Source organism: Salana multivorans (assembly GCF_003751805.1).
Classification (GTDB): domain Bacteria; phylum Actinomycetota; class Actinomycetes; order Actinomycetales; family Beutenbergiaceae; genus Salana; species Salana multivorans.
Genome location: NZ_RKHQ01000001.1, coordinates 2098135 through 2124020 on the forward strand (window position 1 = coordinate 2098135; position 25886 = coordinate 2124020).

Here is a 25886-nt window from a genome sequence, read left to right on the forward strand (position 1 = left end):
CCCCCACCACCGAAAGGAATCCTGAGCAGATGAGAGCGGTCAGAATACTCGTCGCGACGGTGCTGACGACGGCGCTCGCCGCGTCGGCGGCGTCCGCGGCACCCGACGAGGCGGGCCCCGAGGCCGGGGAAGCCCCGGGCGCCTACGTGTCGATCGGTGAGTCGACCACCGGCACGACCTACTACGTCGACGGGGCGAACGGCGACGACGACGCCGACGGCACGTCCCCCGAGACGGCATGGCGCAGCCTGGAGAAGGTCAGCGCCACGACGTTCGAGCCCGGCGACCACATCCTCCTCGAGGCGAACAGCACCTGGAACGACCAGATGCTGCACCCGAAGGGGTCCGGGACGGACGGCAACGTCATCGCCGTCGACCTGTACGAGCAGACGGACGACGGCGCCGTCTACACGGCGGACAGGCGTCCGGTCATCAACGGCAACGGGACGTACGGGACCGGCAGCTTCAAGCGCTACATCACGGGCGCCGTCCAGCTCGTCAACCAGGAGTTCTGGCAGATCCAGAACCTCGAGGTGACGAACAGCCCGGAGCTGTCCAACCCGAACGGCTACAAGAAGTCGGGTGACGCGCAGCGCGCCGGCATCCTCGTCATGGGGTACGAGCAGGACCGCACGTTCCGCTCGGTGCGCGTGGCCAACAACTACGTCCACGACGTTCAGTCGGAGTACTTCCAGAAGGTCGTCAGCCCCGAGGCGGGCGTCGCGCTCAAGGCCACCGGCGGCATCATCATCCTCGGGCACTGGATCGACCCGGACGGCACCGTGCTGCTGCCCGCGGGCGAGTGGCGCTCCTCGACCGGGTTCACCGACGTCATGGTCGAGAACAACGTGGTCAAGCGCGTCGGCCTGGAGGGCATCCGCACCAAGGCGGATGCGAACACCTCGGTCTCCAACTCGTTCAAGAAGACGTTCTCGGACATCACCATCCGCAACAACTACCTCGAGGACGTGGCCGGCGACGGCATCGTCATGAGCGAGCTGTCCGGCGGCGGCCTCGTCGAGGGAAACGTCGCGATCCGTCCGTCCAACGCTGACTACGGTGCGCGCAACTTCGCCGGGATGTGGGCGATGTCGAACGACTACGGCGTGTTCCAGTACAACGAGGTGTACGGGATCCAGTTCGGCTTCAACGACGCCGAGGCCTACGACATCGACCTGTCCAGCAACTACGTCGTCTACCAGTACAACTATAGCCACCACAACACGGGCGGCTTCATCCTGCTGATGAGCGACCAGCGCAACTCGACGGTTCGCTACAACATCTCGGCCAACGACGGCGGCGGCAACCGCGGCACCGATGCGGACAACGGTGGTGGAGGCTCCTACACCTACAAGGAGCAGAGCATCTTCCACTACTGGGTCAGCAGCGAGAGCTCCGCGATGCCGCAGATCTACAACAACACGTTCTACGTGGGCGACGGCATCTCGACCTCGCTGTTCGGGGAGGGCAACTCCGGCAACAACTCCGGCACCGTCGCGCACTTCTGGAACAACATCATCGTCAAGGAGGGCGCCGGAAGCTTCAAGTTCCTCTCGGCCAACCCGTCGAACGGCGCCGACGCGATCGAGCGCAAGATGGTGGACAACCCCGAGCGCTACTTCAAGAACAACGTGATCTGGCCCGCGTCGATCGCCTCGGTGACCAGCGGTGCGACGCCGGACAAGCTGGCGCTGTCGGACAACGTGATCGCCGACCCGCAGCTCGCGCTCACCCGTGACCCCTCGCTCGTCGCCGAGCTCGCCACCCAGGCGGGCACCACGTTCGACGTCGAGACCGGCTCGATCGCCGAGTTCACCTCCCGGGAGAAGCTGCGCCAGCGCGCCGCGCTGTTCCAGATCGACGCCGACAGCGTCGCCGCGGCGGCCGGTCTCACGATCTCGGACGCCCTGGCTCGGGTCGACGCCCCCGTCGAGGACTTCTTCGGCGGGAACGTCGCCGGTGTGGCCGCGGACGTCGGGGCCCACCAGGCCACGCAGATCGCGACCACCATCGAGGTCATCGCGCCCGAGGTGGCCGTGACCACGGCGGCCGGCGTCTACCCGACGCTCCCGGCGACGGTCGACGTCACGGTCCGCGAGACCGCCGGCGCGAACGTCACCGAGCGCACCGAGACGCGACCCGTGGTCTGGGACGTCATCCCCCTCGGCGATCTCCAGGAGGCGGGCGAGGTCTCGGTGAGCGGTGTGCTGCAGGGCAACCCCACCGGATCGGTCACCGCCACCGTGACGGTCGAGGGCGACCTCGGCCCGGGCGTGAACGTGAACCGCAGCGACTCCACGGACGCGGCATACGTCCAGCAGGGCAACCCGACGACGGCGATGAGCGCGCCGGGTGCCGGGGGCGGCATCACCACCCCGGCCGCCGGTGACATGTTCAAGTTCCCGTTCGGGCTCTCGTTCAACAACAACCACACGCTGAAGCTCAAGAACGCGGCGTCCGTCGGCTTCAACCGCCGCATCCTCGTGGAGGTGGACACCACGCAGTTCGACGGTGAGCTCGCCGACGTGAAGAACGCGTCGCTGCGGCTGTACGTCTCCCGGTTCGACTCCTGGAGCGGTGCGGGCGGCACGGACGCGGAGCGGGTGCGCAACACCCAGTTCGTGGCGGACGTCTACGCGAACGACCCGACCTGGACCTCCGGGACGGTCACCTGGAACAACGCCCCGCTGAACGCGGACGTGCCGGTGACGACGGTGCCGGACTACGCCACGCTCCCGCTGGTGTCCAGCCGACTGGTCACCAACTCGGAGATCTTCGACAACGGCTACGCGCTCGACCTCGACGTCACGTCCTACATCAGGTCGCTGCCCGAGGGGACCGAGTCGGCGAGCTTCCTGGTCGTCATCCCGCTGAGCACCGCCCCGAACTTCAACCGGGACAACTCCGGGTTCGACTCGTTCTCGCACCTGGGGGCCGCGGCCGCGTACGACCGCTACCAGGCCGGGACGATGACGCTCCCCGCCGGGATGCCGGACGACTTCGTGATGTCGGCGACGGCGCTCGCGCCCTCGCTGCTCCTCTCGGACGTCTACGTCTCGGGGATCGACCCGATCACCCGGACGGTGGCGCCGCTCGAGGTGCCGGTCCTCCCGGAGACCGCGACGGTGCGCTACTCCAACGGTGACTCGCGCGAGGTCCCGGTGACCTGGCCGACCATCGAGGCGTCGCAGCTCGCGGACGAGGGCGAGCACACGATCGTCGGATCGGCGCCCGGGATCGCCAACCCGATCGTCGCCACCGTGACCGTCGTCGCCACGCACGTCACCGGGTTCGAGGACCTGCCGGTCATCGACCTCCCGGTCGGCCTCTCGCGCGGTGAGCTCGGCCTGCCGACGACCGTGACGGCGACGCTCGACGACGGCACGTCGGCCGAGCTGGCCGTCACCGGCTGGGACGACGACCCGAACAACTACGGCCCGAGCAGCCCGCCGGGGACCTACCGGTTCCCGGGTGCCGTCGAGCTGCCCGCCGGGGTCACCAACCCGGACGACCACAAGCCGCAGCAGGAGGTCGTCACGCACCCCCTGCCGGTCTCGGTCAGCCTCTCGGCTGATCGCGACGAGGTCGCGCCCGGTGCGGACCTGCCGGTCCGGGCGAGCATCCGCGGCCAGGAGCCGTACACCGAGGTCGACGCCTGGGGGAGCGAGCTCACCTGGTCGGTCGCCCCGGCGGGTTCGTCCGGCACGACGGGCGGCGACGCGGCCCCGGAGGCGCTCGCGCCCCAGGCGGACGAGGAGCTCGTCACGATCGACGACGACGGGATCGTCCACGTCGCCGAGGGTGCGCAGCCGGGCGACTACGTCGTCACGGCGACGAGCACGCGGGTCGACGGGGTGAGCGGGACGTTCGCGTTCGCCGTCGTCGCCGACGACGGTGAGCCCACCCCGACGCCGTCGGGTGACCCCTCCGGCGACCCGTCGGGCGACCCGTCGGGCGATCCGTCCGGTGAGCCCTCGGGTGACCCGTCGGGCGACCCCTCCGACGGCACGTCGACGTCGCCGAGCGGGTCGGCCAGCGCGTCCCCGAGCGGGACGGCGCCCGGCAGCGGCACGATGCCGGGGACGGGCGTCAGCGCCGGTCTGCTCGTGGCGCTCGCGCTCGGCGCGCTGCTCACCGGCGGTGTGCTCGCGGTGCGGCGCCGGAGGCTCACGGCCTGACGCGCTGATCGGCCAGCTCGCTCGGCGCGACGCCGGCGGTGCCACCCACGCGGGTGGTGCCGCCGGCGTCGTCGTCCCGGCTCCGCCGCTCGCGGAGGGTGTGCCGGTACGACGCCGGATCGGGACGGCGGCTAGTCCGTCGACCCGCGCGCCACGACTCGAACGGGGGACTCGCGCAGCACGGCCGGGGCCGCGGGGTCCGCGATGCGACGCTCGAGCAGCTCGACGGTCTGCTCGACGATCCACGCGTTGCTCGGGTCGACGGTGGACAGCCCCGGGGGGACCTGGGCCAGCAGGTCGAGGTTGTCGAAGCCGATGACCCGGACCTCCTCCGGAACGCGTCGGCCGAGGTCGTGGAGCGCGGCGAGAGCCCCGACGGCGAGCTGATCGGTCACCGCGAACACCGCGTCGACGTCCGGGTAGCGCCGGAACAGCTCGGTCGTCGCACCCCGCGCACCTCCCGAGCCGTGGTCGGACACCGGTGCGACGAGCTCCTCCGGCGGCTCGAGGCCCCGCGCGCGGTGGGCCGCGCGCCACCCGGCCGTGCGCTGCGGGCCGATGCCGCCGGCCACGTCCCCGACGCGCGCCCCGCCGAGCACGGCGATCCGTCGCGACCCCCGCTCCAGCAGGTGCTCGGTGGCCAGCCGAGCCCCCTCGGCGTTGGCCATCATGACGTGGTCGACGACCTCGGGGAGATCCTGCTCCCCGAGCAGGACGAGCGGCACCTCTCCCCGCAGGTGCGTGACGTCCTCGGCGGTGAGCCCGACGGCGCTCAGCACGATCCCGTCGTAGAACCGCAGGCGGGCGGGGGAGACCGCCGCGAGCTCGTTCTCCCGGCTGGCGTTCGACTGCTCCACGACGAGGTGGTGCCCGTTCTCGGCGAACGCGGTGGCGAGGAGCGCCGCCAGCTCCGCGTAGTACTGGTGGTCGAACCGCGGGACGACGAGCGCCACGGTCCCCGTGCGTCCCGTGCGCAGCCGCCGGGCCGTCAGGTCGATCTCGTACCCGAGCTCGGCGACGACCGCGAGCACCCGCTCCCGGGTCGCCGCCCCGACGCGCGGCCGATCGTTGAGCACGTTCGACACGGTCATGACGGAGACACCCGCGGCGCGGGCGACGTCGCTCATCGTCAGGGCCACGTGCTCTCCATCCGGTCGTGCGCATCGCCGCCGTCGTGGGGGACGGGCGGCGCGGTCTTGACGTCCGCCAGGCCACCGTGCCACAGTCGGGAGTAGTTTATCGTTATACACGATCGCGGCGTCACAGGAGAGCCATGCTGGAGTCCAGCCACCCCCATCCCCTCGACGAGGTTCCCTGCCACGACCCCTTCATCCTCCCGGTCGAGGACGGCTACCTGCTCTACACCTCCTACGACTCGGCGCGCTGGGAGCTGTTCGTCCCGCCGGGCTCGGACCACCGGGCGCCGCCCGGCACGGGCGTGCTCGCCTGGTGGAGCCCGGACCTGCTGACGTGGGGGTCCCCGCGCGCGGTCCTCACCGTGCCGGAGGACTGCTGGGCCGACCCGACCCGCGCGCCCTGGGCGCCGGAGGTCCACGCCTGGAACGGGCGCTACGTCCTCGCGGCGACGCTCCACGCGCCCGACGACCGCCTGCCCGACGTGCGCCAGCGCGGCACGAGGATCACGCTCGCACCGGCCGTCGTCGACCGCTACGACTTCGCGCCGAGCCGCCGGGGCACCGTGCTCGCCGTCGCCGACGACCCGCGCGGGCCGTTCGAGCTGCTCGACCCCGCCTCGTCGCACACCCCGCGCGACTTCATGGCGCTCGACGGCACGCTGACCCGGGACGAGCACGGCCGACCGTGGTTCGTCTACGCGCACGAGTGGGTGCAGATCCTCGACGGCACGATGGAGGCCGTCCCGCTGGACGAGGACCTCGGCGTGGCTGGCGATCCCGTCCACCTGTTCCGCGCCTCGGAGGCGTCCTGGTTCGCGGACGTCGTGCCGTCGACGCAGGCGCTCGCCCCCTACGTCACCGACGGACCGCAGCTCGTCCGGCTGCCCGACGGCGCGCTCGGGATGCTCTGGGCCTCCTACCGGCCCGACCTCGGCTTCTCGGCCGGCGAGTACGTCGAGACCCAGGCGATCTCCCGCTCCGGCTCGCTCCTCGGGCCGTGGGAGCAGGGCGACGTCCTCGTCGGCGGCAACGCCGGGCACGGCATGCTGTTCCGGCGGCACGCCGGCGACCTCGCGGGCGGCGAGACGGAGGGCGGCGAGACGGCGGACCCCGATCCCGGCCCCGACACGCTCGTGCTGCACCGCGGCATGAACTCCTCGCGGGTTCGGGCCGAGATCCACGCGGTCGGGCTGACACCCGACGGCGTCGTCCTGCGGGAGCGTCTCGCATGACGCACTCCGCCGAGCTGACCGACCCCTTCGGGTACCTGCTCGTCCCCTTCGTCGAGGACGCGCGCGAGCACCGGGAGAAGATCTACCTCTCGCTCAGCGTCGGCGACGACCCGCTGCGGTGGCGCCGGCTGGCCGGCGGGGAGGCGATCCTCGAGTCGACCTCGGGGACGACGGGTGTGCGCGACCCGCACCTCGTCCGCCGTCACGACGGCACCGGGTTCCACATCCTCGCGACCGACCTGCGGGTCTGGGCCGACGGGCCGGAGATCGACTGGTCGCGGCTGAGCCGGCACGGCAGCCGCGACCTGGTGGTCTGGGACTCCCCGGACCTGCTCGCCTGGTCCGAGCCGCGGTACGTCACCGTCGCTCCGCCGGAGGCCGGGATGGCCTGGGCCCCGGAGGCGCACCACGACGAGTCGTCGGGGGAGTACCTCGTCTACTGGTCCTCGAAGCTCTTCGCCCCCGACGACCCGGGCCACGACGGCGGGTCCCACAGCCGGATCCTCGTCAGCCGCACGCGCGACTTCGTCACGTTCTCCCCGGCCCGGGTGTACCTCGACCCCGGCGAGGAGGTCATCGACATGACCGTCTACGTCGAGGACCCGGCGCGCGAGGGCGAGGGGACCCGCGTCCACCGGTTCGCCAAGGACAACGGCGGCGGCCGCGGCATCGTCCAGGAGTCCGGGTCGAGCTTCCTCGCCGACGACTTCACCCCGGTCGCCGCGCGCCTGGGGAGCGTGTTCCACGAAGGCGTCGAGGCGCCCCTGATCTTCCGCGACCACCACGAGCCGCGCTGGTACCTGTGGGTCGACGCCTACGGGCTGCGGCCCATGGGCTACCGCGCGCTCACGACGACGGACCTCGCCGCGGGCGCGTGGGAGCCGGTCCCGGACGCCGCGTTCGACCTCCCGCCCGACACCAAGCACGGCACCGTGCTGCCCCTCACCCGCGCCGAGCACGCCAGGCTCGACGCCGCGCTCTGACCGCCGACCGACCACCACCACAGCCCAACCCAGCACCACAGCCCAGCGACACCGAAGGACTCCCATGGCCGACCTCACCGCCGTCATCGACCTCGACCTGCCCGGACCGCGGATCTCCCGCCACGTCTACGGGCACTTCGCCGAGCACCTGGGCCGCTGCATCTACGGCGGCTTCTTCGTCGGCGAGGACTCGGACGTCCCCAACGTCCGCGGCATCCGCCAGGACGTCGTCGAGGCGCTGCGGGCGATCCGGATCCCCAACCTGCGCTGGCCCGGGGGCTGCTTTGCCGACGACTACCACTGGCGCGACGGCATCGGCCCGCGCGCCGACCGGCCCCGGATGGTGAACTCGCACTGGGGCGACGTCGTCGAGGACAACTCCTTCGGCACGCACGAGTTCATGGACCTGTGCGAGATGCTCGGGGCCGACGCCTACATCTCCGGCAACATCGGCTCGGGCACCGTCCGCGAGATGAGCGAGTGGATCGAGTACCTCACCCGCGCCGACGACTCCCCGATGGCGACGCTGCGCCGCGCCAACGGCCGCGACGAGCCGTGGCGTGTCCCGTTCTGGGGGCTGGGCAACGAGGCGTGGGGCTGCGGCGGCAACATGACCGCGGAGTTCTTCGCCAACCTCGCGCGCCAGTACGGCACGTACGTCCGCAACCACAACGACAACGACCCGTACCGGATCGCCGCCGGCGCGAACGCCGACGACTACGCCTGGACCGAGACGCTCATGCAGTCGGTCGCTCGCCTGGGCGGCGACCGGCTGCAGGCGCCCGGGGCGCCGTACCAGGGCATCTCGCTGCACTACTACACGATGAGCGGCGACTGGGCCGACAAGGGCGACGCGACGCAGTTCTCCACCGAGGAGTACTACCGCACCGTCCGCAAGGCGCAGCACGTGCGCACCCTCGTCGAGGGCCACGGCGCGGTCATGGACGCCTACGACCCGGACAAGAAGGTCGGCCTCGTCGTCGACGAGTGGGGCACGTGGTGGAACGTCGAGCCCGGGACGAACCCCGGCTTCCTGTACCAGCAGAACACGCTGCGGGACGCCCTCGTCGCGAGCATCCACTTCGACGTCTTCCACGACCACGCCGACCGCGTCGTCATGGCGAACATCGCCCAGACGGTCAACGTGCTCCAGGCCATGATCCTCACCGACCCCGACACCGGGGCGCTCGTCCTCACCCCGACGTACCACGTCTACGCGATGAACGTCGGGCACCAGGACGCGGACACGCTGCGGGTCACCGTGCACGGCGACGTGCGCGACACCGAGTCGGACGGTCGGCGCGTGCCGCTGTTCTCGGCGTCCGCGTCGACCAAGGACGGCTCGGCGCTCGTCTCGCTGTCCAACCTCGACGCCGACGCCGACCTCACCGTCGTCCTCGACCTGCGCGGCCGCGAGGTGACGGGCCACCGCGCCCGGGTGCTCACGGCGCCCGAGCTCGCCGCGCACAACTCGCCGGAGGCCCCCGACGCCGTCGTGCCGGCCGCGCTCGAGGCCGTGCGCCCGCACCCGGCGGGTCTCGAGGTGACGATCCCGGCGCACTCCTACGCCACGGTCGAGCTCGACCTGGCCTGAGCCCGCCGGCCGATCGGCTCGGCGCTCGCGGAAGACACCGCGGGCGCCGAGCCGGTCGCCGGTCCGCGAGGACCCGGCGCCCCACACCATGGAGGAGACTATGACCACGTTCGATGACCGTCCCGGGACCGCGCCGCGCGGCACCGTCGTGCCGGGCCGGCTGTTCGTCGACGATCGTGGCGAGATGGCCCAGCTGCACGGGATCGGGATCGTCCGCCTGGCCGACGGCCTGTTCTGGGCGTGGGGCGAGGACAAGCGGAACGGTGCGGCGTTCGGCGGCGTCGCCTGCTACTCCTCGCCGGACCTGGCGACCTGGACGTGGCGCGGGCACGCGCTCGCCGTCGACCCGGACGTGCCTGACCTGGCGCCCGGTCGCATCATCGAGCGCCCGAAGGTGATCCCGCGGTCCGACGGCACCTACGTCATGCTGCTCCACGTCGAGTCGCCGGACTACTCCGACGCTCGCGTGGGCTGGGCCGTCGCGGACCGGCCCGAGGGTCCGTACACCTATCTGCGCTCGGAGCGGCCGCTGGGCAACCTGAGCCGGGACATCGGCGTGTTCGTGGACGACGACGGCGCGGGCTACCTCCTGAGCGAGGACCGCGAGCACGGGCTGCACGTGTACCGACTGTCTGCCGACTACCTGGCCGTCGAGGAGCTGGTCTCCACGACGCTCGCCAAGCCGGGCGACCACCCGGCGGGGGAGCACGGGTACGAGTCGCCGACGATCGTCAAGGTCGACGGACTGTACTACCTGGTCGGGTCCGACCTCACGGGCTGGTCGACCAACGACAACCAGTACGCCACCGCCACGTCGCTCGCGGGGCCGTGGAGCGAGTGGCGCGACGTCGCCCCGCCCGGGTCGGCGACCTACGACTCGCAGACCTCGGTCGTGCTGTCGATCGTGGGGCCGGAGACGGCGAGCCACGTCTACCTCGGCGACCGGTGGCGGCGCGACGACCTCGCTCACTCCGCTCCGGTGTGGCTGCCGATGACGATCGGCGACGGGGAGGCCCGGATCGAGTGGTGCGAGAGCTGGACGCTCGACCCGGTCACCGGCGTCGTCACGCCCAGCACCGCGGGGTCGTAGGCGGCCGTCCGGAGAGCTCGGTGCGGCCGCGGCGCGAGCCGGCGCTTGGCCGGTCGGCGCCGACTACCCCCGTGGCGCTCGTGGCGCTCGTAGCTGGGTCGCCGGGTCGAGCCGGTCCTCCCATGGCCTCGGCGCTCCCAGGGGCCACGGTGGGCGCGGGGGCGCGGACTCATGCGGTCGGGCGGTGGCCGCGGCGGCGGTTCGCGGGCCGGGGTGACGACGCGGTTCCGGGGTGGCCACGGTGCGACCGGGTTGCAGTGCCGACGCGGCTCCGAGGTGGCCACGGGGACGGTGGTGACCACGCTGTGGCCGGGTTGCCGTGACGACGCGGCTCCGGGGTGGCCACGGGGACGGTGGTGGCCACACTGCGACCGGGTTGCGGTGATGACCCGGCTCCAGCGTGGCCAGGGCGGCCGCGGTACGCGACCGCGCCCCGGGTTCGCGGGTAACGTCGCGAGCGTGGTGCGCGCGGACACGAGAGACCGACTCGCCACAGCGTGCCAGACGTCACGCAATCCCCCCGGAACCCCCGTGATCGCCACCCGGCCCCGTGATGTGATCGTTACCATTCTGTGATGCGGGACACTTGGCAGGAGTTCGTCTGAGGGTTAATGTAACTCTCACCACAAGGCGAGGGAGCCGGGGCCGGTGCCCGGGACGCCTCGCCGCCAACCGCAGAGAGGCGGAGTGCGAATGGCGACACAGGCCATCATGACGGACCTGGAGGGGCCGCCGACGAGACGGCGGAGCCTGGGGAGTCGGCTCTACCAGGCGCGCATGCTGCTGATCATGTGCCTGCCGGCGATCATCTTCTTCCTGGTGTTCAGCTACGGTCCGCTCCCCGGCAGCTACGTCGCCTTCACGAACTACAACTACCGCGACGGCATCTTCGGCAGCCCGTTCGTCGGTCTCAAGAACTTCGAGTTCCTCATCAAGTCGGGCCAGCTCTGGCTCCTGACGCGCAACACGATCCTGTACAACGTCGCGTTCATCGTCCTGGGGAACATCCTCCAGATCGCGCTCGCGATCATGCTGAACGAGATCCGGCTGAAGTACTTCAAGAAGGTCAGCCAGGCCATCATGTTCCTGCCGTACTTCATCTCGGTCGTGCTCATCGGCGTCATCGCCTTCAACCTGCTGAACTACGACACGGGCGCCATCAACGCCCTGCTCCAGCAGGCCGGCGGCGACCCGATCAAGTTCTACAGCATCGCCGGGATCTGGCCGGTCATCATCATCCTGTTCCAGCTCTGGCAGAGCACCGGGTACGGGTCGATCGTCTACTTCGCCGCGATCATGGGCATCGACGGCTCGATGTTCGAGGCGGCCGCCGTCGACGGCGCCTCCGCCTGGCAGCGCATCCGCTACATCATCCTGCCGAGCCTCAAGCCGACCTTCATCATCCTGCTGCTGTTCGCGCTCGGCGGGATCATGCGCGGAAACTTCGGGCTGTTCTGGAACCTCATCGGCAACAACGCCGCGCTGTTCCCGACGACGGACATCATCGAGACCTCCGTCTACCGCATGATCATGTCGCAGAACAACTTCACGATGTCGACGGCCGTCGGCCTCTACCAGTCGCTCTTCGGCTTCGCGCTGGTGATGCTGTGCAACTGGATCGTCCGCCGCATGAACCCCGACTACGCGCTGTTCTGACCGGGAGCCCATCATGACTGCCACTGCCGCAACCCTGAAGGCCCAGCGGGCCGCGCACCCCTCGAAGCAGGGGACGACCAAGGTGAAGCTCGGCGCGAGCGACTACGTCCTGCGCGGCATCTCCTACCTCGTCGTCTCGGTCTTCACGCTGTTCTGCCTGCTCCCGTTCGTCCTGATCATCTCGGCCTCCTTCTCCAGCGAGGCCGCCATCATGCGGGACGGCTTCGGCCTGTGGCCGAAGGAGTTCTCGACCGAGGCCTACCAGTTCATCTTCCGCTTCCCGCGGATGATCATCGGCTCCTACGTCGTGACGATCCTCATGACCGTCTTCGGAACGCTCATCGGCCTCTTCGTCATCGCGATGACGGGCTTCGCGCTCCAGCGCCGCGACTTCCCCTACCGCAACCACATCTCGTTCTTCATCTACTTCACGACGCTGTTCTCCGCCGGTCTCGCGCCCACCTACCTGTGGGTGACGCAGGTGCTCCACCTCGGCGGGACCTACATGGCGGTGTTCCTGCAGCTCCTCATGACGCCGTGGCTCATCATCCTGATGAAGAACTTCGCGCGGTCCGTCCCGTTCGAGATCGTCGAGTCGGGCAAGCTCGACGGCGCCGGCGACTTCCGCATCTTCCTCCAGCTCGTCCTGCCGATGCTCAAGCCGGCCCTCGCGACCGTCGGTCTGTTCCTCGCGCTCGGCTACTGGAACGAGTGGTACCTCTCCTCGCTGTATCTCGGCAGCGCGGTCGAGTTCAAGCCGCTGCAGTACTACCTCTACAACGTCGTCAACACCGCCAACGCCCTGAAGAACTCGGTCGCCGGCGCGAACGTGACGATCACCCAGCTACCCAGCAACACGCTCAAGATGGCGACCGCCGTGGTCGCCACCGGGCCGATCATCCTGCTCTACCCGTTCGTCCAGAAGTACTTCGTCACCGGCCTCACGGTCGGGGCCGTCAAGGGCTGACGGCGCCGATCCCGGGCCTTCCCGCCACACCGAACCCACAACGTACGACAACGAACCACCACCCGCCCCGTGCGGGAACCACCGACCTGTGCACTACAAGGGAGTTGAGGACACACCATGAAGCACACCTCATTCATCAAGGCGGGTGCCGTCGGCGCCGTCCTGGCGCTGTCGGCCGCCGGCCTCGCCGCCTGCTCGACCGGCGACAACAACGCCGACGGCGGCAACAGCGGCAACGGCGGGAACGGCAAGTCCACGACGATCACCATGCTGGTGCTCGGCGACAAGCCGACCAACGGCCGCCTCGAGGCGATGCTCGGCCAGCTCAACGAGAAGCTCTCGGCCGAGGTCGGCGCCACGCTCGACCTCTACTACGTCGAGTGGGCCGACTGGCAGACGCAGTACAACGTCAAGCTGCTCGCCAACGACGGCTCGGTCGACCTCATCACGACGGCGACCGACTGGCTGTTCGCCTGGGAGAACGCCGAGAAGGGCGCCTTCCTCGAGCTGAGCCCGGAGATGCTCCAGGAGAACGCGCCGAAGACCTGGGCCCAGGTCGACAAGGACGGCGACTGGGACGTCACCAAGCTGAACGACACGATCTACTTCATCCCCGAGGACAACTACACCCAGTACACCAACCACGGGTTCTTCTACCGCGGCGACTGGGCGGCCGAGGCGGGCTTCGCCGACGGCGAGATCACGACGTTCGAGGACTTCACGACGTACTTCCAGTGGGTCAAGGACAACAAGCCCGAGGCGTACCCGTGGGACGTCGCCGGCGCGAACTTCGCCGCGATCGACGGCTACATCGCCGGCCACACCGACCTGCAGACGATCTCCCAGGTGACGGCGGGCAACTACTTCCCGTTCCAGACCTCCGAGGCCGACCAGTGCACCATCACGTCCTACCTCTACGAGGGTGACGACCTGCTCGGGGCCGCGAACCTGGCGAAGGAGTGGAACGACCTCGGCGTGTGGCGCGAGGACGCCATCAACTACGACGGCGACACGCGCGAGGAGCTGTACGCGGGCCTGTCCGGCACCGACCAGCACCACACGCAGACGTTCATCGGCCAGATCGTCTACAACATGGAGACGAAGCAGCCGGGCTCCGACCCGAAGATGTTCCACTGGGGCCAGGAGAACGGGAACTTCTTCAAGGACATCAAGACCCACGGCGCCATGGCCGTGAGCGCCGCGTCGAAGAACCCCGAGCTCGCGCTCCAGGTCTACGACATCCTCCGCAACGACGAGGAGGCCTACCGCCTGCTCAACTTCGGCATCGAGGGGACCGACTACATCATCACGGACGACGGCAAGCTCGGGTACCCCGACGGCTACGACCCCTCGACCGACTCGCTGGGCTCGAACTTCTGGGCCGGCCGGATGGACGAGTTCGAGCTCGACAAGACGACGGACGCCCCCGACAAGTGGGACATCTACGCCGAGCTCGACGCCGTGGCGAAGGACTACCCGTACGAGACGCTGATCGTCGACAAGAACAGCATCGACTCGACGCTGGCCGCCGTCTCGGGCGTCCTGGCCCAGTACCTGCCGCAGCTCCAGTACGGCAAGGTCGACGACCCGGCCGCGACCATCGAGAAGATGCGCTCCGAGCTCAAGGCCGCCGGCTTCGAGGACGCGCAGGCGTCGCTCCAGGCGAACCTCGACGAGTGGGCGGAGTCCACGGGCTTCTCCTGCAACTGATCCGACCGCTCGACTCCGTGGGGGCCCGCTCGCCGGCGGGCCCCCACGGGTCACTCGACACAAGGAAGCCACACTAGGTAGCCGTGAGCAGCATCTTCGAGGCGGACTCCCCGCTCCTGCGATTCCTCGGTCGGTTCGCGGACGTCATGATCCTCAACCTCGTGTTCGTCGTGACGTCGCTCCCGATCGTCACGATCGGCGCGTCGTTGACGGCGCTCAACTTCACCGCGATGAGGCTCGCCGACGGCACCTGCGAGTCCGTCACCCGCGACTACCTGCGGTCCTGGCGGCTCAACCTCAAGCAGGCGACCGTCATCTGGGGCCTCGTCGTCGGGATGGGCGTCGTGCTCTACCTGTGGTTCCGGGTCGCGGAGTACCTCGACGTCCCGGGCGCCGTCCGGTTCGCCGTCTACGCGGTCGTCTACCTGGTGACCTTCCGGTTCGTCATCGCGCTCGTCTTCCTGTTCCCCTACCTCGCGAAGTTCGAGGGGACGACGCGGGAGGTCCTGCGCAACGCCCGCAAGCTCTCCCTGCGGCACCTGTTCGCGTCGATCGCCATGCTCGCGGTCATCACGCTGCCCGTCGTCATCACGATCTTCTACCCCAACCTCACGGGGTACGGCGTCCTCTGGCTCGTCATCGGGTTCGGCGCCATCGCCTTCGTCAACGCCTTCCTCCTGTCCGCGATCTTCCACAGGTACATCCCCGCCGACGCGGAGCCCGACGCGGACCCGCAGCCCGAACCAGGCCCCGGCGCCACGACGGCCGCCGACCCGGCAACCCGGCTCGACCCCGGAACCTGACCTCCCCCAGAAACGTCCCGGACGCACGCGTCCGGAGAAAGCCAAGGTGTCGACATGACGGCCACCACGCAGTCCCGGTCCACCGTGCAGCCCCGGCACGCAGCAGTGAGCGTGGGCCCGGCCGGGATCGTGCTGGACGGGAGGGAAGAGGTGCTGCTGTGCGCGTCCCTGTTCTACTTCCGCATCCCGCGCGAGCAGTGGGCCTCGCGCCTGGAGCAGGTGCGCTCCTCCGGGTACCAGGCGATCGACGTCTACCTCCCGTGGAACTTCCACGAGCTGGCCCCGGGGGAGTGGGACTTCACCGGTCGGCGTGACGTGGGGGCGTTCCTCGACCTCGCGCACGAGGCCGGTCTCGTCGTCGTCGCCCGACCCGGCCCCTACATCTGCTCCGAGTGGGACGGGGGCGCGCTGCCCGCCTGGCTCGGCACGGTCGACGGCCTGAGGATCCGCCAGGACGAGCCGCGCTTCCTCGCGGCCGTCGCCGCGTGGTTCGACCGCGCGCTGCCGATCCTCGCGGCACGCCAGTACGGCCGGGGCGGCAGCGTCGTCGCGGTCCAGCTCGAGAACGAGCTCGACTTCTTCGACACGACCGATCGCCGCGGCTACCAGTCCGCGCTGCGGGACCTCGTGCGCGGGCACGGGATCGAGCTGCCGCTCATCGCCTGCGCCGGCCAGGGCGACCTCCACGGGGCGACGGGCGACGCCGAGGGCGTGGTCCCCGCGTGCAACTTCTACCCGGACGACAGCTCGCCGCACGTCGAGCAGGAGGTGCGCCGCTACCGCGCCCTGCTCGCCGAGCGTGACCTGCCGCTGCTCGTCACGGAGACGAACCGCGTCCACGCGACGCTGCGCCGGCTGCTCGCCAGCGGCGTCGGGCTCATCGCGCCGTACCTCCAGGCGTCCGGCTACAACATGGGCTTCACGCCGTCGGTCGGCAACTGGGGCGACCCGGCGGGGCTGATGTCCCACGACTACGACTTCGCCGGCTTCCTCTCCCCGGTCGGCGAGGAGCGGCCCGAGCTGCACCAGGCCCGCGTGCTCGGCGCGCTGGTCCGGACGTTCGGGTCCGAGCTCGCCCGCGCGCTGCCCGAGGCCGCGGACGACGCGTACCTCACGGCCGTCGCCACGAGCGCGTCGCCCTCCCGCCTGCGCCTGCCGGACGGCGGCTCGCTGCTCGCGGTCCCGAACCTCGGCGACGACGACGGCGAGGTCCGCCTGGTCCGCGACGCCGGCGACGTGCGAGTGCCCCTGCCCGCCCGGACCTGCCTGCTCGTGGCCGAGGACGTGCCGCTGGCGCGCTGGGGTGTGCCCGGCACGCTCGAGCTGGCCACCGCCGACCTCGTCGGCGTGGCGGCTGGCGTCCTCGGTGACGGTGCAGCCGGCCACGCCGAGGACGACGCGGCGGCCCCGGCGCGGCTGACCCTCGCCGCCGTCGACCGCAGCGTCGTCGTCCTGCGCGACGACCGCGGCGAGCGGCGGGTCGTCGAGCTCGACGCGCCGGTGCCCGGTCGTGCCGTCGAGGCGAGCGTGAGCGTCGGCACGACGACGTGGGCGATCGTGGTCCACCACCCGGCCGACGTCCCCGGCCCGGGCGGGTCGTCGACCAGCGCCGCGACCGGCCGGACCGAGCCGGTCGACCTGGCGGCGTCGATCGACGCGGTCCGGGTCTGCGCGCCCGGCCCGCTGTCGGCCGAGCGTCGCCACGAGGGGACGCCGTGGTCGGAGGAGGTCGGCGTCTGGCGCGGTCGCACCCACTACGCGGCCGACCTGGGCGACGTCACGCAGCTCCTCGTCGAGGGCGCCGGCGACATCGTCGACGTCGCGCTCACGAGCGCCGAGGCCGAGGACGAGGGGAGCGACGGGCGCCACCTCACGCTCACGCCGTACGGCGCGAGCGTCCTGCTGGACGCGTCCGGCGCCGACCGCGTCGCGCTCACGGCCGAGACCTGGGGGCACGCGAACTTCGACGACGCGCGGCTGCCGAACCTCGCCCTCGGCTCGCTCCGCGGGCTCGGTGCGGTGTGGTCGGTGACCCGGACGACGGACGTCGGGGCGCTGTGGACCGTCGTCGGCGACCAGCAGTGGAACGGCGAGCCGGCCCCGACCCGCGGGCTCGGTGGCTGGAGCAGCACCCGCGTCGGGCGACCGATCACCTACCGGCGGGAGCTGCCCGTCGACGGCGAGCACCACCACGCCCTGCTGCTGGGCGGCGTGCCCGGCTCGGTCGAGGTGACGCTCGACGGCGAGTCGCACACCGTCACGGCGCAGAACCCGTGGCTGCACCTGGCCCCCGGACGGGGCCGCGAGGTCGCGATCACCCTGCCGCACCAGCCGGGGACGGCGCTGTCCGCCCAGCTCCTGCGCCTCGACCCCGTGCGCGGCTGGGACGTCCGGCCGGAGCCCGACGTCGCCTACCTCGCACGGGTGGCCGATGCCGTCGTCGAGCGGACGCTCGCCGCCGTGACGCTGCCGCTCGTCCTCGCGCCCGGTGAGGAGCTGGTCGTCGAGCTCGACGTGCCGGCCGGCGGCCTGTCCCTGCGGTTCGACGGCGCGCAGGTCCGCATCGCCGTCGTCACGGAGTCCGCCGGGCCGGCGGACCCCGACGGACGGCCGGGCCGGCCGGAGCTGCTGGGCCGCGTGTGGCTGGAGGACCCGGGCCGTCCCGTCTTCACCGGGGGCGACCCCGGACGCGTCTGGCTGCCGGGCGCGTGGAACACTGGTCGCGTCCGGCTGCTGCTGCACGGCACGCCCGGACCCGGCACACCGATGCTGGCAGGGGTCCGGGTCGAGTCAACCCCGGAGTGAGGAAGTAGCAGTGGCCGTTCAGCGTCTGACGTCGCGCGACATCCGGAGCGAGTCGCGTCTCGACGTCATGACCGCGCTCGTCGTGGCGCGTGAGGCGTCGCGCAACGATCTCACGCGCCAGACCGGGCTCAGCTCCGCGACGGTGGCGACGGTCGTGGCCGAGCTCATCGCCGCCGGCATCATCACGGAGGGCCGGACGACGACGGGCAAGGTCGGGCGGCCGACCACCGTCCTCCACATCAACGCGGAGCGCGGGTACGTGGTGGGCGTCGACGTCGCCGAGACCTACGTGCGCGCGATCGTGTTCGACGCGGCGCTCGACGAGGTCGGCTCGGCCCAGGTGGCCCGCGACGAGCACGAGAGCACGGCCGAGTACGTCGCGGACGGTGTCGAGCGCGCCGTGGTCGGGGCGCTCGAGGACGCCGGGGTGTCCCGGGACCGCGTGCTCGGCGTCGGGGTCTCGCTGCCCGGACTCGTGGTGCGCGAGTCGACGACGTCGATCCTCGTGCCCGAGTGGACCTGGCACGAGAGCGGGATGTCGCGGGTGCGCGACCACCTCGGCCTGCCCATGGTGATCGAGAACCCGCTCAAGGCGGTCGCGGCCGCCGAGCTGTGGTTCGGCGAGGGGCGCGAGAGCGGCTCGTTCGTCACGCTCAACCTCGGGACCGGCGTCGGCGCGGGCATCGTCATCGCGGGCGAGATCCTGCGCGGCGCGACCAGCTCGGCTGGCGAGTGGGGGCACTCGCTGCTCGTGCTCGACGGCCGGGGCTGCCGGTGCGGCCGGCGCGGCTGCGTCGAGGCCTACGTCGGGGCTCCCGGCATCCAGGAGACGCTGCGCGAGGTGGACCCCGAGCACCCGCTCGCGCACGCGGACCTGCAGCAGCACTTCATCGAGGCGCTCGCGGCGTCGCTCGCGGCGGACTCCGCCGACCCGGCCGTGGTCGAGACGATCCGCCGCACCTCCTACTACCTGGGGTCGGCGATCGCCGACCTCGTCGCCATCATCAACCCGGAGGTGGTGACGCTCACGGGGTGGACCGCGTGGGCGCTCGGGGACTACCTCGTGCCGCTGACCCGCGACGTCCTCGTCGCGCAGGCGCCGGGGGAGTCGGCCGTCGACGTCCACCTGCACGTCTCGACGGGACGGGGCAACCTCGTGGCGACCGGGATGGCGGTCCAGGCGATGACGCGGTTCCTCGTCGACGTCGGGCTGCTGACGTCGAAGGTGCCCGCCGGACTCTGACGCCGGCCGGTCGTCGGACCGCCCGTCGTTCGCGCGGACGTCTGCGTCCACAGGCCCCGGATGGATGTCGGGGGCGTGAGCGCCGGGTACGCGGTCAGCGGCCGCCGGTCTCGCCGCGGGTGAAGAGCAGCAGCTCGGGCAGGGACGTCGCGAAGTAGTCCGTCACCCCGCTCGCGTGGCGCGCGACCGGCGGGACGAACCGCGGCCGGGCCTCGCCGAGGTTCGCGGGCGGGTCGGCCAGCGGCAGCCCGAGCGCCTCCCGAGCCGCGTCCCACGCCGCGAGCGTGCGGCCCTCGCCGCCCTCCCAGGGGTGGAACCGTCGCGTCGTGAGGATCTCCATCGCCTCCTCGGCCCGGCCATGCGCCGTCAGGAGGCCGACGTACTCGATGGTGAGGTCGTCGCGGGTCAGGACGAGGCCGCGCACCGGGTCGAGCCGGGCGAGTCGCTCGGCGGTGGCGTGCCCGAGCCGGCTCGCGAGCTGGTCCTGCTCGTACCGCAGCCGCGCGTCGTCGGGCGCGGCCGCCACGGCCTGCTCGTACCGTCGCCAGGCGAGGTCGTCCTCGCGCGTGACGTTGTACGCCGCCAGGCCGGCGTTGCGCAGCAGCACGGGGTGCTCGACCCCGCCCGCGATCGCGCGCTCCCACAGGACCGCGGCCTCCTCGCGCCGGTGGGTGGCGTACAGCGCCATGCCGAGCAGGAGCGCGGCGACGCCGTCGTCGGGCTCGGCGGCCAGCGCGGCGACGAGGACGTCGTGCTGGTCCAGCCCGCTCGGGAAGGCGCGGGTGAGGTCGCTCGCGCGCGCGGCCCGTCGCTCGGCCGCCGCGTCCTCGGCCCTGCCGAGCCCGTCGAGGATGGCCGCCGCCGTGTAGTGCGCGACCGGGCGCCAGCTCCCCGCCGGCGTCACGGGCGCCGCGACGACCTCGGCCAGCAGGTCCAGCGCCGCCTCCGCCTCACCCGCCTTCCACAGGTCGAGCGCCACGTCGTACAGGATGCCCGCGTCCGTCGGCGTGCCCGCGCCGGTCGGCGACGCCGGCGCACCATCGGCGGCGAGCACCCGCAGCGTCGCGTCGAGCGGGTCGACGGCGAGCGCGTCGGCGATCACCCACGCCGCCTCCCCGTCGCGCCCGAGCCGGCGCAGGAGGATCGCGCGCAGCGCGTCGCGTCGGGTGTCGTGCGCGACCACGCCGTCGATCGAGTCGAGCACCCGCAGCGCCGCCCGGTTGCGACCGGTTGCCGCGAGCGAGCGGGCCAGCTCCAGCCCGGCGGCGGGCGCCCACGTGCCGTCCCAGCCCGCCTTGCCGAACGCCGCCTCGGCCTCGGTCGCGCGGCCGAGACGGGCCAGGGCGAGCCCGGCGAGGTAGAACGCCTCGGCGTCCTGTGGGTTCCAGTTGCGCCGGGTCAGGCGCTCCAGCGCGACCCGGGCGTGCGCGAGCGCGTCCTCGTACCGGCCGGCGCGATGGTCCCGGTCGCCGAGGGCCAGGTGCGTGCGCACCTCGCCGGGGTCGCGACGCAGGGCCTCGGTCCAGTAGGGCAGCGGGGAGCGCGTCGGGTGGCGGTACTGCGCCAGGTGGACGCCGGTGAGGTACAGCTCCTCGACGGAGTCGACCTCCTCCGGCGGCAGCGGCTCGGAGGCGACCCACGGCTCGTCGTCCTCGACCTCGGTCGGGGCCCAGGCCACGAGCAGCCTGCCGTCCGCGTCGTGCAGCTCGGCGTGCACCGCTGGCCCGACCTCGACGTCGGCCCGCAGCGTCGCCGGAACCCCCGGCACGGCGTCGACCGTGGCGCTCGCGAGCACCTCGTCGCCGCGGCGGATCGTGAGCCGGGCCCCGTCCCGCGGGGCGGTGACGGCGAACGCCGCCACGACCGTTCCGGGCACGGACCGGTCGACGCTCACGGCGGCGTCGGGGGTCGCCTGGTGCGCCGGGCCGATCGCGGGGATCGGGTACCAGCACTGCGTGAAGGTCTTGGTCTCGCCCGGCAGCAGCCAGGTGAAGTCGGGCTGGTTGTCCGTGTACACGCCGGCCATCAGCTCGACGTAGGGGCCGTCGTCGTCCGTGAGCTGCGCGTCCCACGCGTGGCCGAACGGGGCGTTGCCCCAGGTCCACTGCTTCTTCCCGGGCGAGATGCGGCGCTCGGCCCAGTGGACGAAGCCGGCGCCGACGCCGTGGTCGTACCCGCCGAAGAAGTCCTGCTGGGAGTCGACGATCATGTAGGACGTCGGGACGAGGACGTTGCGGTACCAGTCGATCCGGTCGGCCCCCGGCGTCGCGGCCGCCAGGGCCGCGTAGTCGACCCCGTAGTAGGGGCGGTCGGCGTTCGGGAACGCGGTCAGCGCGCGGCGCGCGTGGTCGGCGACGTAGCGGACGTCCTCGGGGAAGAAGGACTGGTAGTCGTCGTTCACGGCGGCGGCGACGTTCGCCCACCACAGGAACGTCTGCCGCTCGCTCGTCCGGTTGTGCAGGCGCACGACGAGCTCGACGACGGAGCTGTCCGGGTGCAGGCGGACGCCGTGCTGGGCCGACATCCGGTCGAACGGATCGTGGTCGTGGCACCACACGGTCACGGAGCCGTCCTCGGCCGACTCGATCGTCGTCTCGACGGGCAGGTAGGTCGCGGGCCGGTGGTGCTGCGGCCAGTTGAGCTCGATGCCGCCGCTGATCCACGGTCCGCCGAGGCCGACCAGGGCCGGCTTGATGACGTTGTTGCGGTAGAAGAAGTCGTAGCCCGTCGTCTTGTCGTACCCGATGTGGATGCGTCCGCCGAGCTCGGGCAGCACGACCAGCCGGACGTACGCGTTCTCGAGGTGGATCGCCTGCCACGGGCGCTCGACGCCGTCGTCGGCCACGCTCTCGACGAACGGCAGCGGGTAGACGCGTCCGCTCGACCCCTGGTAGACGCGCTGGTCGAGGTACATCGGGTAGGCGCTCGGCGTCCCGGCCTCGTACGTCCGGATGGTGAGGGGCTCGCTCCACGCGACGGCGGCGCCGGCCGCCAGTCGTGCGGCGGCGTCGGCCGGGGCGTCGGGCAGGACGATCCGCGCCCGGTCCGCGGAAGGGGGCGCGGGGTGCTCGACGGTGGACATCGGTGACCTCTTCTCCGTGCTCTTCTCCGCGCGCTCTCGGGACGCGGGGACCGGCGGGTGGGCGCCGCCGGTCGGGTCGACTCTAGGAACGCGGCCGCGTGGCGGGTATGGCGGGAGCGGCGGGCGCCATGGACGAAACCGTGCCCGACGAGGCCGCCCGTCGGCGACCTAGACGGCCCGCTCCCGGTACGCCGTCGGGGAGACCCCGTGCGTCCTGGTGAACTGCCGCGAGAAGTAGAGCGGGTCGTCGTAGCCGCACGCGCTCGCCACGGCCGCGACGGACAGGTCGGTCGCGTCGAGGAGCTCGCGTGCCCTGGCCATCCGCAGGTCGCTCTGGTAGCGCAGGGGTGGCACGCCGACCTGCTCGCGGAACAGCGCGCCGAGCTGCGACGTGCTGAGCCCCACCATCGCCGCGAGGTCGTCGACGGCCGTCCGCCGCGGGGTCGTCGCGCGCAGGTGCTCGACCGCGCGCTCGACGGGGCCGAGCGTCGACCCGCGCGTGCGGCGTCCCGTCGCGATCACCTCGGTCAGGGCGTTCCACGCCGCGCCGGACGCGCGGACGAGCCCGCCGGCCGTGGCGGCGTCGAGGCCGTCGAGGACCTGTCCGACGAGGCCGACGACGCGGCCCGGGTCGCGCAGGTGGGAGAGCGGGCCGCCGGCCGCGGCGTGGGCGGCCCGTGCGAGCTCCGCGGCGTCCGCGCCGGTGACGTGCAGCCACCAGAGCGTCCACGGGTCCTCGGCCGACGCGGCGTACTCGTGCGTCACGCCGGCGGGCAGCAGCACCGCGTCGCCGCGCTGGACCTCGAATCGTCCATCCGGCGTGCGGCACCAGCCCGACCCGCCCGCGCAGACGATGAGGATGTGCTCGCGCGAGCCGCTGGACCGTCCCCGGCCGTGCCGGGCCGCGTGCGGGAAGAAGCCGGCGTCCGTGACCAGGAGTCGGCTCGTCACGGGTCGCGCCAGCGCCGCCCCGACCACCGGGCGAGGCACGACGACCATCCGCTGCCCGGCGAACCCGTCGGGCAGGTAGTCGGCCGTCGGGTTCACGGCTTCGTCCATGACTGCATCGAAACCGTCCGCCCGGGCCGGGTCAAGGAGCGCGGCGGTCGAGCGCCGTCGCGGCCGCTCGCCGCTCGCGCCAGAGCGCCCGTCGCGACAGGCGGACCGCGTCGAGCGCGAGGAGCTGACCGGCCGAGTCCCGCAGCCGCGCGCGGGCTGGCGGCGGCAGGTGGACCGGGGCCTCGCGGGACAGCGGGAGGAGGCGCAGCTCGATCCGGGCACCCGCGCGGACGCCCCGGTCCACGCTCGACACGAGCCACGGTGAGCCGTCCCAGAGCTGGTCGTCGACGACCTCGCCGTCGACGACGAGCTGCGCGACGTCGCCCGCCCAGTCGATCTCCAGGCAGGCGTCGGGATCGTCGAGGGCGGCCGGCGCGTCGAGGACGAACGTCGCGGCGAGGCCGGCGACCGTCCCCGCGTCGGGCGCCGAGGCACGGCGACCGGACGAGCCGTAGGACGACGGGACCGTCCCCGGGGCGGCGGTCATGGCCGGCCGGAGGTCCAGCACCTCCGCCGCACCTTCGACGAGGGCGAGGGGCAGGTCCTCGAACGACCGGCGCGGCACGTCGTAGGCGAGGACGCGGGCCTTCGCGCGAGGGGTTCGCGCCGACACGAGCCCGGAGACGTCCCAGGTGACCTCGTCGGGGGACAGGAGCAGCCGCCGCGCGTCCGGGGCGTCGCCCGCCTGGACCCAGAGGTCGTCGGCCTCGGCGGCGGGGACGACGAGGACGTCGAGGCGTCCGCCGCTCGTCTCGATCCGGTGCGGGCGCCGGCCCGGGACGAGGGGCCGGACGCCGACCGTCCCGCCGTCGCGGACCGCCACCTCGACGGCGATCCCCTCGTCCTCCACGAGCACGAGGACGGGCACCGGTCCGGCCAGGAGCGTGAGCACTGAGGCGGTGGCCCACTCCACGGTGACGCCGCCGGCCGCGAGCCCGACGGGCCACCGCGCCATCGTGCCCGGGGGGATCACGACGGGGGTGCTCGGCAGCGTCACGGTCCGACCGGGGAACGCGACGGTGAACCGCGCGTCCTCGTGCGGGCCGACCGGCTCGTACGGCTGGTGGGCGTTGAGCAGGAGGAATCCCGACTCGTCGTTGCCGCGGACGGCCCAGCGCGGGGTCGCGCGGTCCTCGACACCGGCGGGCAGGACGTCCGGGAGGTGCGACGGCATCGTCGCGAGCAGGTCGGCGAAGGCTCCGAGGAACGCGTGCTGGCGGCGCAGCAGCGCGTGCGAGCCGCGCAGTCGGCCGGACGCCGCGACCGGGGCGTGGAAGTCGTAGCCGAGCGGTGCGAGGTCGTTGGGGTAGCCGGACGCGTGCGACTCCTGCAGGTCCGGTCCGGGGTTCGTCCCGCCCGCGTACATGTAGTAGCCCTGCCACGTCGAGCCGTTGCCGATCTTGGTGTGGGCCACCGCGGCGACGTCGCGCGCCGACGGCCAGGGACGGCGGTGGTACGCGGTCGCCATGCCGCCGCCGAGCTCGCAGGTCGCCGGGGGGAAGGCCGCATCGGTTCCACCGGCGCCGGCGGGCTCGGCGGTGGGTGCGTGGCCGTCGGTGGCGTCGTCGGCGTCGGTCTCCCGCGCCGGCCGCACGTCCGCACCGATCCCGGGGTCGTCCCAGACGTGGGAGAAGAAGAAGTGGGCGCGGAAGGACGGGTGCCACGGCTCGTCGGCGTCGAGCCAGAACCCGTCGGCGTACCCGCCGAACAGCGGAAGGACCTCGCCGCGCGGGAGCCGGGCACCGCCCCACGCGGTCGCGGTCCAGATCGGGGAGCTCATCCCGGCCTCGCGCGCGAGGCGCTTGAGCCGGAGGAGGTGGTCGGGCCGGTCGTCCAGCTCGTTCTCGAGCTGGATCGCCAGGACGGTCGCGGGCGTGCCGCGTCCGTCCAGCGCGCCGGCGAGCTGCCCGAACCAGGTGCGGACGAGGTCGAGGTAGGCCGGGTCGTTCGTCCGGTGGCGGACCGGGGCCGCCTGGACCCAGTCCGGCAGGCCGCCGTTGCGGATCTCGCCGTGGACCCACGGCCCGATCCGCAGCACGACGTCGAGCCCCTCGGCGCGCACGACGTCGACGAAGGCCCCGACGTCGAGGCCGCCGTCGAACCGCGCGTCGCCGGGGGCGGCGACGTGGTGGATCCACGGGACGTACGTCGACACGACGTCGATCCCGCCGGCCCGCACCTGGCGCACGCGCTCGCCCCAGCGCTCGCGCGGGACGCGGGAGTAGTGCAGCTCGCCCGAGACCGGGATCCACCCGCGTCCGTCCCGGCGCAGCCCGCGGTCGGTCAGCTCGAGCCCGTCGCGGACGTCCAGCTCGTTGGCCATCGCCGGACGGGACGGCGGGCCGGTC

General features: G+C 72.2%; 15 protein-coding genes. 11 read left to right on the forward strand and 4 right to left on the reverse strand.

Translation table 11 applies throughout. The features are described 5' to 3' along the window. Positions 1-29 precede the first annotated feature (29 nt). Positions 30-4178 carry an Ig-like domain-containing protein gene (locus EDD28_RS08975; protein WP_123739295.1) on the forward strand — a complete coding sequence of 1383 codons (4149 nt, stop codon included), beginning with the start codon at positions 30-32 and terminating at the stop codon, positions 4176-4178. Positions 4179-4309: 131 nt separating this feature from the next. Here EDD28_RS08975 and EDD28_RS08980 read toward each other — a convergent pair whose 3' ends face one another. Further along, positions 4310-5317, reverse strand: a complete 1008-nt coding sequence (locus EDD28_RS08980; RefSeq protein ID WP_245967975.1) for a LacI family DNA-binding transcriptional regulator — start codon at positions 5315-5317, stop codon at positions 4310-4312. A 134-nt stretch (positions 5318-5451) separates the two neighbouring features. Between EDD28_RS08980 and EDD28_RS08985 the strand changes: the two genes are divergently transcribed. The 10 genes from EDD28_RS08985 (at position 5452) to EDD28_RS09030 (ending at position 19397) form a co-directional block, all read left to right on the forward strand. Next, the gene (locus EDD28_RS08985) at positions 5452-6546 is read left to right on the forward strand and encodes a glycoside hydrolase family 43 protein (protein WP_123739296.1); all 1095 of its coding nucleotides are present in this window, start codon (positions 5452-5454) and stop codon (positions 6544-6546) included. Further along, entirely contained in the window at positions 6543-7529 is a 987-nt protein-coding gene (locus tag EDD28_RS08990; protein ID WP_123739297.1) for a glycoside hydrolase family 43 protein, read from the forward strand. The genes EDD28_RS08985 and EDD28_RS08990 overlap by 4 nt, the downstream gene beginning before the upstream one ends. Before the next feature lie 64 nt (positions 7530-7593). After that, positions 7594-9123, forward strand: a complete 1530-nt coding sequence (locus tag EDD28_RS08995; RefSeq protein ID WP_123739298.1) for an alpha-N-arabinofuranosidase — start codon at positions 7594-7596, stop codon at positions 9121-9123. Between the two features lie 100 nt (positions 9124-9223). After that, entirely contained in the window at positions 9224-10213 is a 990-nt protein-coding gene (locus tag EDD28_RS09000; RefSeq protein ID WP_123739299.1) for a family 43 glycosylhydrolase, read from the forward strand. A gap of 777 nt (positions 10214-10990) precedes the next feature. Continuing rightward, positions 10991-11869, forward strand: coding sequence for an ABC transporter permease (locus EDD28_RS09005; RefSeq protein ID WP_211339153.1), 879 nt, complete (start codon positions 10991-10993; stop codon positions 11867-11869). A gap of 13 nt (positions 11870-11882) precedes the next feature. Then, positions 11883-12836 (forward strand): carbohydrate ABC transporter permease, encoded by a 954-nt coding sequence (locus EDD28_RS09010; RefSeq protein ID WP_123739301.1) that lies wholly within the window; start codon positions 11883-11885, stop codon positions 12834-12836. 117 nt (positions 12837-12953) lie between these two features. Next, complete coding sequence (locus EDD28_RS09015) at positions 12954-14546, forward strand: ABC transporter substrate-binding protein (protein WP_123739302.1); 1593 nt, start codon at positions 12954-12956, stop codon at positions 14544-14546. A gap of 83 nt (positions 14547-14629) precedes the next feature. Then, positions 14630-15349, forward strand: coding sequence for a YesL family protein (locus EDD28_RS09020; RefSeq protein ID WP_123739303.1), 720 nt, complete (start codon positions 14630-14632; stop codon positions 15347-15349). 54 nt (positions 15350-15403) lie between these two features. Further along, positions 15404-18154, forward strand: a complete 2751-nt coding sequence (locus EDD28_RS09025; RefSeq protein WP_123739304.1) for a beta-galactosidase — start codon at positions 15404-15406, stop codon at positions 18152-18154. A 10-nt stretch (positions 18155-18164) separates the two neighbouring features. Further along, positions 18165-19397, forward strand: a complete 1233-nt coding sequence (locus EDD28_RS09030; protein WP_245967976.1) for an ROK family protein — start codon at positions 18165-18167, stop codon at positions 19395-19397. Positions 19398-19491: 94 nt separating this feature from the next. On the opposite strand, the gene EDD28_RS09035 is transcribed toward EDD28_RS09030, so the two are convergent. From EDD28_RS09035 to EDD28_RS09045, 3 genes are all read right to left on the reverse strand, one after another. Further along, positions 19492-22479 carry a DUF5107 domain-containing protein gene (locus tag EDD28_RS09035; RefSeq protein WP_123739305.1) on the reverse strand — a complete coding sequence of 996 codons (2988 nt, stop codon included), beginning with the start codon at positions 22477-22479 and terminating at the stop codon, positions 19492-19494. Between the two features lie 168 nt (positions 22480-22647). Next, positions 22648-23538 carry an AraC family transcriptional regulator gene (locus EDD28_RS09040; protein WP_123739306.1) on the reverse strand — a complete coding sequence of 297 codons (891 nt, stop codon included), beginning with the start codon at positions 23536-23538 and terminating at the stop codon, positions 22648-22650. Between the two features lie 31 nt (positions 23539-23569). After that, positions 23570-25861 (reverse strand): beta-galactosidase, encoded by a 2292-nt coding sequence (locus tag EDD28_RS09045; protein ID WP_123739307.1) that lies wholly within the window; start codon positions 25859-25861, stop codon positions 23570-23572. Positions 25862-25886 lie beyond the last annotated feature (25 nt).

Coding starts and splice junctions, on each gene's coding strand:
- EDD28_RS08990 (WP_123739297.1), top strand. CDS start 6,543: ATGACGCACTCCGCCGAGCTGACCGACCCCTTCGGGTACCTGCTCGTC.
- EDD28_RS09005 (WP_211339153.1), top strand. CDS start 10,991: ATGCTGCTGATCATGTGCCTGCCGGCGATCATCTTCTTCCTGGTGTTC.
- EDD28_RS08975 (WP_123739295.1), top strand. CDS start 30: ATGAGAGCGGTCAGAATACTCGTCGCGACGGTGCTGACGACGGCGCTC.
- EDD28_RS08985 (WP_123739296.1), top strand. CDS start 5,452: ATGCTGGAGTCCAGCCACCCCCATCCCCTCGACGAGGTTCCCTGCCAC.
- EDD28_RS08995 (WP_123739298.1), top strand. CDS start 7,594: ATGGCCGACCTCACCGCCGTCATCGACCTCGACCTGCCCGGACCGCGG.
- EDD28_RS09035 (WP_123739305.1), bottom strand. CDS start 22,479: ATGTCCACCGTCGAGCACCCCGCGCCCCCTTCCGCGGACCGGGCGCGG.
- EDD28_RS09045 (WP_123739307.1), bottom strand. CDS start 25,861: ATGGCCAACGAGCTGGACGTCCGCGACGGGCTCGAGCTGACCGACCGC.
- EDD28_RS09000 (WP_123739299.1), top strand. CDS start 9,224: ATGACCACGTTCGATGACCGTCCCGGGACCGCGCCGCGCGGCACCGTC.
- EDD28_RS09015 (WP_123739302.1), top strand. CDS start 12,954: ATGAAGCACACCTCATTCATCAAGGCGGGTGCCGTCGGCGCCGTCCTG.
- EDD28_RS09025 (WP_123739304.1), top strand. CDS start 15,404: ATGACGGCCACCACGCAGTCCCGGTCCACCGTGCAGCCCCGGCACGCA.
- EDD28_RS09010 (WP_123739301.1), top strand. CDS start 11,883: ATGACTGCCACTGCCGCAACCCTGAAGGCCCAGCGGGCCGCGCACCCC.
- EDD28_RS09040 (WP_123739306.1), bottom strand. CDS start 23,538: ATGGACGAAGCCGTGAACCCGACGGCCGACTACCTGCCCGACGGGTTC.